Here is an 11,069-nt window from a genome sequence, read left to right as displayed (position 1 = left end):
CCAGCAGCGAAGCGGTGAACCAGCGCCGCAGGGTGTCCTCCCCCGCCCGGAGCGACTCGCGGGAGAGCATCGCCGAACCGTCAAGCAGAATCACCGCCGCGTAACCGGTGGGGGCCAGTGGCTCTGCGCCGGGGGTGGCGACCACCACCGAGGGCCGGTCGGGCACGGTGTCCAGAATGTGTTCGCCAGCGGAAGAGTAGACCGTCGCCCCGGGGAAGGCCCGCCCCAGTTCCTCTGCGGTACGGGTTGCCCCTGCAACCGTGGCACGCAACCGCTGGCCCCCGCAGTTGGCACAACTCCATCGCAGGTCCGGCCTGCCACACCAGCGGCATCCCGGTGCGCCGCCGCGCCCGGTCTGGGCGAGCGGACCGGTGCACGCGGTGCACCGCGCAGGCTCGCGGCACTCCTCACAGGCCAGCGCCGGCGAAAATCCAGTACGTGCCACCTGCAGCAGCACCGGGCCGTGCGCCAGCCCCTCGGACGCAGCCTTCCACGCGGCATGCGGGATGCGGGCCCTGGCAGCGAGCGGATCGCGGGCAAGTTGAAACTCGTCCCCCGTATGGATGACCCGCGGGGTGCTTCGACGAACCTCGGAACGGTCGGCGACAATTGCCTGCGCCCAGCCGGTGGATACCAACCGGTGCGCCTCGGTGCTTTGGGCTCCGGAGGCGAGCAGCGCAGCGCAACCCTCCTGCTCGGCGCGAAGCAGTAGCACCTCCCGGACATGTTGGTAGGGAGCGCGCTGCTCCTGATGCAGGTCGTCGCCGTCGTCCCACAGGCACACCAGTCCCAGGTCCTGGACCGGCGCGTAGGCGGCAGACCGGGTGCCGACGGCCACCCGCACCTGCCCGCTCAGCAGCCTGAGAAAGTTCCGGTACCGGGGCGTTGGCCCGTCCTCGGCGGTCAGTCGCGCAATGTTTCCGGCGCCCAGTCGCTGGTCCAATGCCGCTTCGACCCGTGCCAGGTCCCGCTGGTCAGGGACGACGACGACGGCCCCGCGTCCCGTGTGCCACACAGCAGCTACCGCCTCGGCGATTTCCGCTGGCCAGTCGCTTGCCCCGTAGCCGCCCAGGCTGGTCAGCACGGCACGGGGACTGTGCCCGGCAGCGAGGTGCCGCAAAAAGGTGGCACCGTTGGCGTAGCGGGTGAGGAGCGCAGCCCCGGCGCCCGCACCTGTTTCGGGTTGACCTGCTGCGGGCTCGGAAGTGCCCACAACCCCGGCAGCAGCCTCCTCACCTGTCACCGCGAAGGCAGCGTCAACGCGCGCCATCCGGGGCGGGATGGCGACCTTCAGAACTTCGCTGACGGTTCCCGCGTACCGGGCGGCGACTGCCCTGCTGAGGGCCAGTACTTCGGGCGTGAGAACCGGCTGCTCGGAGATCACTTTCGCCAGCGGCAGCAACCGCTTGGCGCTTTCGGTGGTGGCAGTGCGTGCGACGATAAACCCGGTGAATTCCCGCCCGCTGAAGCGCACCTTGACCCGCACCCCGGGTTGGGCTGCGTCGGCGAGCTCCGCGGGAACGGCGTAGTCGAAGACCCGGTCGAGGTGGGTCAGGGGCGAATCAAGGATGACCTGGGCGACCGGCAGGGTTCCTGCGGGGACGGTGGCGCCGACTGCCCGTGGGGCTGTCGGGAAGCCCTGGAGGAGCGACAGCTGGACAGCCCCGCCGGCACCGCCGCTGGGGGACGCAGCGGGCACGGTCCGGTGCGGGGGCTGAGAAGTGACGCCGCCGTCGGAGCCGTCCCCGTGTCCGCTCCCGGCCGGATCCGTCCTAGGCGTTGAAATAGCTCCGCAGCTTGTCCACCCGGTCGGTGAGTTCCCAGTTGAAGCCGACGTCTTCGCGGCCGAAATGGCCGTGAGCAGCGGTCTTCTGGTAGATCGGGCGCAGCAGGTCAAGGGCGTTGATAATGCCCAGCGGGCGAAGGTCGAACACCTCGCGGATGGCCTTGCCAATAGCGGCCGGGTCGACCGTTTCAGTGCCGAAGGTTTCAACGTAGATTCCCACTGGCTGGGCCATCCCGATCGCGTAGGCGATCTGAATTTCGGCGCGACGGGCCAGGCCTGCCGCCACCACGTTCTTCGCTACCCAGCGCATCGCGTAGGCCGCCGAACGGTCGACCTTTGAGGGGTCCTTGCCGCTGAACGCGCCGCCACCGTGCCTGGCCATGCCGCCATAGGTGTCAACGATGATTTTGCGCCCGGTCAGTCCGGCGTCGCCCACCGGGCCACCGATCACGAAATCACCACCCGGGTTGAGGATGTGCCGCACGTTACTGATATCCAGATCGGACGCCGCCAGCACCGGATCGATCACGTAGGTGGCGAGGTCGGCCCGCAGCTGGTCCAGGTTCACGCCCTGGGCATGCTGGGAAGAAACGACCACCGAGTCGACCGATACCGGGATGTCGCCGTCGTAGCCGATGGTGACCTGGGTCTTGCCGTCGGGACGAAGGTAATCGAGGGTGCCATCCTTCCGGACGGTCGTCAGACGCTCGGACAGCCGGTGCGCCAACCAGATGGGCGTCGGCATGAGCACTGCCGTCTCGTCGCTGGCGTAACCGAACATGATGCCCTGGTCGCCGGCGCCCTGCGCGTCGTACGGGTCGAGCCCGGTACCCTGGCGGGTCTCCAGGGAGTTGAACACGCCGTTCGCGATATCTGGTGACTGCTGCCCGATGGACACCGACACGCCGCACCGTGCCCCGTCGAAGCCGTTGGCCGAGGAGTCGTACCCGATACCGAGGAGGGTCTGCCGGACCAGCTCCGGGATTTCCACGTAGGCCTCGGTGGTGACTTCGCCGGCCACATGCACCAGTCCGGTAGTGACGAGGGTTTCCACGGCGACCCGGGATTTGGGATCCTTCTCGAGCATGGCATCGAGGATGGCGTCACTGATCTGGTCACAGATCTTGTCCGGATGGCCCTCGGTGACTGATTCCGAGGTAAACAGGCGCAGGTCGCTGCGAACGGGATTGGCTGAATTCACTTGATCACTCTACTTGGTTCGACCGACAGGACGGCGGTTGGGTGACGGACTGTGTGCTGTGCCGGGTGGCGTGCGGGCGGCTAGCCCCGGCCCGCAAGGGCTGCTGCTAACCGGGCCACCACGGCAGTGGCTACCTCGGCTTTAGTTCCGATGACCTCAACAGGTTCGGTGCCACCAGCAGCAAGGATGGTTGCTGCTGTGTCATCCAGTCCGAACACCCTGCCGTCGCCCACCTGGTTGAGCACCAGATAGTCGCAGCCTTTGCGTGCGAGTTTCTCCCGAGCGTGGCTCAGGGGATCAGCGGTCGGGTCCCCGGTCTCGGCGGCGAACCCGACGATCACGGGTCCGGCGCCCGCCGCGGTTCGCTGCTCTACGGCTTCCCTGAGGATGTCGGGGTTGCGGACCAGGGTGATGACGGGGTCGACGCCGTCGGCACGTTTCTTAATTTTGGTGAGAATTTGTTCGGCGGGGCGGAAATCCGCCACGGCTGCTGCCATGATCAGCGCATCGGCCTGCTTGGCGGCGCGCAGGGTCGCGGTCCGCAGCTCCTCGGCGGTTTCGACCTGGACCAGTTCGACGCCGTCTGGCGCCGGGACTTCGACGTGGGCGAGGATCAGTTCAACAGTTGCCCCCGCGGCGAGNGAGCCGCCGCGGCCAGCGCCATCCCCTGCTTGCCTGAGGAACGGTTACCGAGGTAGCGCACCGGGTCGATGGGTTCGCGGGTGCCCCCGGCGGTAATGACCACACGGCGACCGGTGAGGGAACCGGGTGCGGACAGGGTTCCGGCCCCGGTTTCGGCGCCTGACCCGGTGTGCTGGGCGTCAGGTCGACCGTGGGCAGCGTCATAGGCGGCCATTGCTGCCGCGAAAATTTCGGCGGGCTCGGGGAGTCTGCCAGCACCCGAGTCGGTGCCGGTCAATCGTCCGGAGACCGGGTCGAGGATGAGCGTACCCCGGCTCCGCAGGGTGGCCACGTTGGCAACGGTAGCGGGGTGCTGCCACATCTCGGTGTGCATTGCGGGTGCCATCAGGACGGGGCAGCTGGCCATCAGCAAAGTCCCGGTGAGAAGGTCGGGGGCCATCCCCGCTGCCGACTTCGCGAGCAGGTCGGCCGTGGCCGGGGCGATGACCACGAGGTCAGCGAGCTGCCCCAACCGGACGTGGTTGACCTTGTCGACGTCGTCGAACACGCTGTTGCTGACTGGATTGCCTGACAGCGCCTCCCACGTGGCGGTCCCCACGAACCGGGTGGCAGCATCGGTGGGGATCACCGTCACGTTGTGCCCCGCCTCAGTAAAAAGCCGGAGGAGGGAAGCCACCTTATAGGCGGCAATCCCTCCCCCGACTCCCAGAATTATGCGCACGTGGTTGGCAGCTGGATAAAGCTACTGCTCGGTGGATTCGACCGGCGTGGCGACGAGCATGCCCTCGTTGATTTCGCGCAGGGCGATTGAGAGTGGCTTCTCGTTCAGACGGGTGTCGACCAGTGGGCCGACGTACTCGAACAGGCCCTCGTGGAGCTGGGAGTAGTACGCGTTGATCTGGCGGGCGCGCTTGGCTCCGTAGATCACCAGGGCATACTTCGAGTCCGATGCCTCCAACAGGGAGTCAATCGGCGGGTTGATGATGCCTTCAGGCTGTGTTGACACAAATACTCCGTAAATGTTTCAGATTGTTGGTGGAACATCGGCTCGCGGACCGCGCGTTAGCGCTCCTCCGGGCTTAGTCCCATCAGTGATACAAGCTCGTCCGCTGCACGCTGAACACTGTCATTGACCACCGTGTGATCGAATTCAGGTTCCGCAGCAAGTTCTAGTTTAGCGGTTTCCAGCCGTTGCTGCTGCTCCTGCTCCGTTTCGGTGCCGCGGCCGACCAGCCGACGCACCATTTCGTCCCAGCTGGGCGGGGTCAGAAACACAAAATTCGCTTCCGGCATTGACTCCTTGACCTGCCGCGCGCCCTGCAGATCGATCTCCAGGAGCACCGATTTGCCGTCGGCCATTGCCGCGTCAACGGTGCGTCGCAGGGTGCCGTACCGGTTCCGCCCATGGACCAGAGCCCATTCGAGCATTTGGCCCGACCCGACCAGGTCATCGAATTCCTCGTTGCTGACGAAGAAGTAGTGGACGCCGTCGAGCTCGCCGGGACGGGCTGGCCGGGTGGTGGCGGAGACCGACAGCCAGACCTGTGGGTAGTTATCGCGAATGTAGGTCGAGACGGTTCCCTTGCCGACGGCCGTCGGCCCGGCGAGTACTGTCAGCCGAGGCTGCGACACGTGGTTCCTCACTCACAGGCGTCCTTGGCTCGCCCCAGTCAGGGCGTTGGATCCTGCTTTGCTAGATGTTCGATCAATGCTTGTCGCTGGTGGACACCCAGCCCGCGCACGCGGCGCGTGGCGGCGATGCCGACGTCGTTCATGATGCCTGCTGCCCGCACCTCACCGACCCCGGGGAGAGCCTTCAGGAGGTCAAGGACTTTCAACCGGCTGACGGCTTCATCCTCGGACATCCCGTTGACCACTTCGCTGACAGTGGTCTCACCGGTCTTCAGTTTCACTTTCAGTTCAGCCCTGACCGCACGGGCGGCAGTGGCTTTCTCGCGCGCTTGCGTCCGTTCGGAGTCCGATAGCGGCTTCAAGCTCACAAGTGCTCCCCTGCAGTAGGCACCGTCCCGCGCTGATCGCTCGGGTAGATGCAAATTCTTGTGGAATGGGCTTGCACTGAACCTATCCGTAGTTGCGGCCCAAAATCAATTGCCGAGCTCAGCCAGCGCCAGTTCCGCTGCCGCCCGCAACTTGCCGTGCTCGGGACCCGCAGCGAGGATGCTGCGGCTGGCACTTCCGAGGACCAGGGCTGAGGCCCCGCCAAACGTGTCAGCGATTTCGGCTCGCCCCGCGCCCTGGGCGCCGATCCCGGGTGCCAGAATCGGACCGTTCAGCTTTCCCAGTTCCAGGCCCAGCGTGCGCACTGCTGCGCCCGCCGTGGCACCCACCACCAGGCCCACCGATCCAAGACCGACGGCGTCGCGGTTCTCCCACGCAGCAGCGTCGGCAATGATCCGGGCCACTGCACGGCCGATACTGGCCCCACCCTGGTTCCCGGCGGCTGCCGGGTCCCGGACCTGGGCGTGCTGGATGTCAGCTCCCTCCGGATTGGAGGTCAGCGCGAGCACGAAGACGCCTCGACCGGTTTCTGCGGCAAGGTTGAGGGCGGGGCGCAGCGATTCAAACCCCAGGTACGGGTTCAGCGTCACCGCATCGGCGGCCAGGGCTGACCCGTCCCGGAGCCACGCGTCGGCGTAGGCGGCCATGGTCGAGCCGATGTCCCCGCGCTTCGCATCGGCTATCGTCAGCACCTCCCGGTCCGCGGCGGCAGCCAGCAGGCGTTCCAGGGCGGCCAGCCCAGCCGACCCGTGCCGCTCAAACAATGCCACCTGCGGTTTCAGGATGCAGGCGGTCTCCCCCACCGCGTCCAGCACGGTCAGGGCGAAGCGTTCGCATCCGGCGGCGTCGTCGTTCAGCCCCCAGTCGCGCAGCAGCGCCGGGTGCGGGTCAATGCCCACACACAGGTTGCCCCTGCTGCGCATCCGCTCCGCAAGCCGGACCCCGAAAGTTCCGTTACCGTGCGGCATCGCGGGCTTCGGTGGCAACCCGAAGGTTAGCGGCGTGTTCCTGGAGGCTGGTGACCGACCACTCGTAGGACCGCATGGCCTCGATGGCCTGCACCGCAGCACCGAATTCGGGCACCGTAGTGATCACCGGAAGACCGTACGACGTCGCCGCGGCCCGGATCTCGTACCCGTCGCCGCGNGGGCCTGCCCGCCGGTGGGCGTGTTGATGATCATGTCAATGGTGCCATCGGTGATCAGGTCGACCACCGTTCCCTCACCGTGTTCCCCGGTGCCCTCGGCAATCTTGCGCACCGTGGTGGACTGGATACCGTTGCGGCGCAGCACATCGGCGGTGCCGCCGGTGGACAGGATTTCAAAGCCGAGATCCACTAGACGTTTGACCGGCATGATGATTGACCGTTTGTCCCGGTTGGCAACCGAAACGAACACCCGGCCCTCGGTCGGCAGTGCTGCGTTGGCAGCCGACTGGCTCTTGGCAAAGGCGGTATCGAAGTATTTGTCGATACCCATGACTTCACCGGTGGACCGCATCTCGGGGCCGAGCAGTGAATCCACTACCGTGCCGTCGGTGGTGCGGAACCTGCTGAACGGCAGCACTGCTTCCTTCACCGAGACCGGAGCGTCCAGGGGGAGGTCCCCGCCGTCGCCGGTCGCCGGAAGCAGACCATGCTCGGTCCGGAGGGCCGCGATGGAGACTCCCGTGCCGATCAGCGCCGCGGCTTTGGCGAGCTGCACACCGGTGGCCTTGGACACGAACGGCACGGTGCGCGAGGCCCGCGGGTTCGCTTCCAGGACGTAGAGCACATCGGAGGCCAACGCGAACTGGATGTTGATCAGACCCCGGACCCCGACGCCTTCAGCGATGGCGAGGGTGGCTTCACGGACGCGCTGCAGGATATCGGCTCCGAGAGTGATCGGTGGCAGAACGCAGGCCGAGTCGCCGGAGTGGATTCCCGCCTCTTCGATATGCTCCATAATACCGCCGAGGTACAGGTCGGTGCCGTCGTACAGGGCGTCGACGTCGATCTCGATGGCGTCTTCCAGGAACCTGTCGATCAGGACCGGATGCGCCTCGGTGATCTCGGTGGCGTTGGCGATATAACGGGACAGGTTGGCCTCGTCGTAGACGATTTCCATGCCACGGCCGCCCAGCACATAGGACGGCCGGACCAGCACCGGGTACCCGATCTCGTCGGCGATCTTCTTGGAGTCCTCGAACGAAACGGCGGTGCCGTTCTTGGGCGAAATCAGCCCCGCCGCGTCGAGGACCCGGCTGAACGCGCCGCGGTGCTCGGCCAGGTCAATGGCTTCGGGGGACGTGCCCAGGATCGGGATGCCGGCGTCGGCCAGTTCCTGCGCGAGTTTCAGCGGAGTCTGCCCGCCAAGCTGCACGAACACGCCCATCACGCCGCCGGTGCGTTCCTCGGCCGCGATGACTTCGAGGACATCCTCGAGGGTCAGCGGCTCGAAGTACAGCCGGGTGGAGATGTCGTAGTCGGTGGACACGGTCTCCGGGTTGCAGTTGACCATCACCGTTTCGTAGCCGGCCTTGCGCAACGCCATCGACGCGTGGACGCAGGAGTAGTCGAACTCGATGCCCTGGCCGATCCGGTTGGGCCCGGATCCCAAAATGATGATGGACGGCTGGGCGTGGGGGCCCACCTCGTCCTCCTCGTCGTAGGACGAGTAGTGGTAGGGAGTGTAGGCAGCGAATTCGGCGGCACACGTGTCGACGGTCTTGTAGACCGGCCGCACCCCGAGCGCATGGCGTACCCCGCGCACCACCGCTTCGGGGGTGTGGGTCAGCGCCCCGATTTGTTCATCGGAGAAGCCGTGGCGTTTGGCGAGGCGCAGCATTTCCTCGGTCAGCGCGGGTGCCTCCCGGATAGTTTCCGCCACCTCGTTGAGCAGGACCAGCTGGTCCAGGTACCAGGGGTCGATTCCCGTGGCCTGGTACAGCTCGTCAACAGTGCCACCACCGAGGAGCGCCTGCTGCACCTGGGAGAGCCGCTCGGTGGTGGGGCGCCTGGCCGCACTGATGAGGGCCGGCACGTCGATGTCGGCTGAGATGTCAAAGGACAGCTGGGAGCCTTTCTGCTCCAGGGAGCGCAGGGCTTTCTGGAGCGCTTCGGTGAAGTTCCGGCCGATCGCCATGGCCTCACCCACCGACTTCATGGTGGTGGTCAGGGTGGGATCGGCCGCCGGGAACTTTTCAAACGCGAACCGGGGCACCTTGACCACCACGTAGTCGAGGGTCGGTTCAAAGGAGGCCGGCGTCTTCTTGGTGATGTCGTTCGGGATCTCGTCCAGGGTGTAGCCGAGGGAGAGCTTCGTGGCGATCTTCGCGATCGCGAAGCCGGTGGCCTTGGAAGCCAGGGCCGAGGACCGGGATACCCGCGGGTTCATTTCGATGACGACGATCCGGCCGGTATCCGGTTCGATGGCGAACTGGATGTTGCAGCCGCCGGTGTCGACGCCGACCTCTCGGATGATAGCGATCGAGATGTCACGCAGCCGCTGGTATTCGCGGTCTGTGAGGGTCATGGCCGGGGCCACGGTGATGGAATCCCCGGTGTGGACGCCGACCGGGTCGAAGTTCTCGATGGAACAGACCACCACCACGTTGTCGTTCTTGTCCCGCATCATCTCGAGCTCATATTCCTTCCAGCCGAGGATGCTCTCCTCGAGGAGGACCTCGGTGGTGGGGCTGTACTGCAGTCCCTGGCCAACAATGCGGCGCAGGTCCTTCTCGTTGTAGGCAAGACCCGAGCCGAGACCGCCCATGGTGAAGGAGGGGCGCACCACCATCGGGTAGCCCAGGTCATCGGCTGCCTCGAGCGCACCGTCGATGGAATGGATGATCATCGACCTGGCGGATTCGGCGCCGCAGCGGCCGACGACACCCTTGAATTTCTCGCGGTTCTCCCCCAGCTCGATTGCTGCGATGTTGGCGCCGATCAGTTCAACACCGTACTTGTCCAGTACGCCGTTTTTGTCGAGTGCGATCGCAGCGTTGAGGGCAGTCTGGCCGCCGAGAGTAGGCAGGAGGGCGTCGGGGCGCTCCTTCTCGATGATCTTGGCGACCACCTCGGGGGTGATGGGTTCCACATAGGTGGCGTCGGCGAACTCCGGGTCGGTCATGATCGTGGCCGGGTTGGAATTGACCAGGATGACCCGCAGGCCCTCCTCCTTCAATACCCGCAGGGCCTGCGTTCCCGAATAGTCGAACTCGGCGGCCTGCCCGATGACGATGGGCCCTGAGCCGATGACCAGGACGCTTTTGAGGTCAGTTCTGCGTGGCATCTAGTTTGCTTCCTTATCGTTTGCGGCGCTGACGTTCGTGTCGCTGACGTTGGTGTCGCTGACGTTCGCGTCGCTGCTCGGCTGGTCGGAGGACCGCGTGTCACCCATCAGCTGGATGAACCGGTCAAAGAGGTACGCCGAATCGTGGGGTCCCGCTGCTGCCTCCGGGTGGTACTGGACGGAGAAGGCCGGCAGGTCGAGGCAGGCGAGGCCCTCGACGACGTCGTCGTTGAGGCTGACGTGGCTGACTTCGACCCTGCCGAAGCGCCCCTCGGGCGCCTGGGTCGGACCATCGAGGGGAGCATCGACGGCGAAGCCGTGGTTCTGGGAGGTGATCTCCACCTTTCCGGTGCGCCGGTCCAGCACCGGCTGGTTGATGCCGCGGTGGCCGTACCGGAGTTTGTAGGTGCCAAACCCCAGGGCGCGCCCCAGGATCTGGTTGCCGAAGCAGATCCCGAAGAAGGGGATCCGCGCGTCGAGCACTTCCCGCAGCAGGGCGACCTGGGGGTCGGCCGTCGCAGGGTCGCCGGGCCCGTTGGACATGAACACGCCATCCGGTGACTCCCGGGCGACGTCGTCGAAGGTTGAGCTGGCGGGCAGCACGACCGTGCGCACGCCGCGCTGGGCGAAGTGCTTGGGGGTCATGGACTTGATGCCCAAATCCAGCGCGGCGACGGTGAACAGGGGCTCACCCTCCCAGCCGTTGTCGGACGGTTCGACCACATACCGGCTGGTGGCGCTGACTTCCTCGGCCAGCCGGGCACCCTGCATTGACTCCTGACCGGCGACGAGCGCCAGCAATTCGGCATCGGATCCAGCCGCAGCCGGCCCGGAAAAGATTCCCGCCTTCATTGCGCCGCGTTCACGCAGGTGGCGGGTGACCGCCCGGGTGTCGACTCCCTGGATGCCGACGATGCCCTGGTCGCGGAGCTGACCGTCGAGGCTCTGCTCAGACCGCCAGTTGGAGGGTTTCCGGGCGGCGTCGCGCACAATGTAGCCAGCCACCCAGATGCGGCGGGACTCGGCGTCGGCGGCGTTGACCCCGGTATTGCCGATGTGGGGTGCCGTCTGGACCACCAGTTGGCGGGCATAGGACGGGTCGGTGATCGTCTCCTGGTATCCGGTCATGCCGGTGGCGAAGACCGCCTCG

At 66.1% G+C, this 11,069-nt stretch carries 7 protein-coding genes and 2 pseudogenes; all 9 read right to left on the bottom strand.

The genetic code is table 11. From position 1 onward, the window contains the following. The coding region (locus K728_RS0111525; RefSeq protein ID WP_024476800.1) for a hypothetical protein at positions 1-1,699 on the bottom strand (1,699 nt) is incomplete at its 3' end. Positions 1,700-1,772: 73 nt separating this feature from the next. Then, positions 1,773-2,987 carry a methionine adenosyltransferase gene (gene metK, locus K728_RS0111520; RefSeq protein WP_024476799.1) on the bottom strand — a complete coding sequence of 405 codons (1,215 nt, stop codon included), beginning with the start codon at positions 2,985-2,987 and terminating at the stop codon, positions 1,773-1,775. Between the two features lie 80 nt (positions 2,988-3,067). Then, a pseudogene (locus K728_RS19260) lies at positions 3,068-4,350 on the bottom strand (bifunctional phosphopantothenoylcysteine decarboxylase/phosphopantothenate synthase). Between the two features lie 21 nt (positions 4,351-4,371). Continuing rightward, positions 4,372-4,635 (bottom strand): DNA-directed RNA polymerase subunit omega, encoded by a 264-nt coding sequence (gene rpoZ / locus K728_RS0111510; RefSeq protein ID WP_019482806.1) that lies wholly within the window; start codon positions 4,633-4,635, stop codon positions 4,372-4,374. A 56-nt stretch (positions 4,636-4,691) separates the two neighbouring features. Next, positions 4,692-5,273 (bottom strand): guanylate kinase, encoded by a 582-nt coding sequence (gene gmk / locus K728_RS0111505; RefSeq protein ID WP_237742141.1) that lies wholly within the window; start codon positions 5,271-5,273, stop codon positions 4,692-4,694. Positions 5,274-5,299: 26 nt separating this feature from the next. Further along, complete coding sequence (mihF, locus tag K728_RS0111500; protein ID WP_019482808.1) at positions 5,300-5,629, bottom strand: integration host factor, actinobacterial type; 330 nt, start codon at positions 5,627-5,629, stop codon at positions 5,300-5,302. Between the two features lie 105 nt (positions 5,630-5,734). Next, positions 5,735-6,616 carry an orotidine-5'-phosphate decarboxylase gene (gene pyrF, locus K728_RS0111495; protein WP_019482809.1) on the bottom strand — a complete coding sequence of 294 codons (882 nt, stop codon included), beginning with the start codon at positions 6,614-6,616 and terminating at the stop codon, positions 5,735-5,737. Further along, positions 6,603-9,919 (bottom strand): annotated as a pseudogene (gene carB / locus K728_RS19255) (carbamoyl-phosphate synthase large subunit). The gene pyrF and the pseudogene carB overlap by 14 nt, the downstream one beginning before the upstream one ends. After that, a partial coding sequence (carA, locus tag K728_RS0111485) for a glutamine-hydrolyzing carbamoyl-phosphate synthase small subunit (protein ID WP_443110970.1) occupies positions 9,920-11,069 on the bottom strand: 1,150 nt, incomplete at its 5' end. It lies immediately after the preceding pseudogene.

Origin of the sequence: Arthrobacter sp. CAL618, assembly GCF_000468215.1 — a bacterium.
Taxonomy (GTDB): Bacteria; Actinomycetota; Actinomycetes; order Actinomycetales; family Micrococcaceae; genus Arthrobacter_D.
The sequence above is the reverse complement of the archived record's forward strand: the minus strand, read 5'-3'. Positions and strand labels throughout refer to the sequence as shown.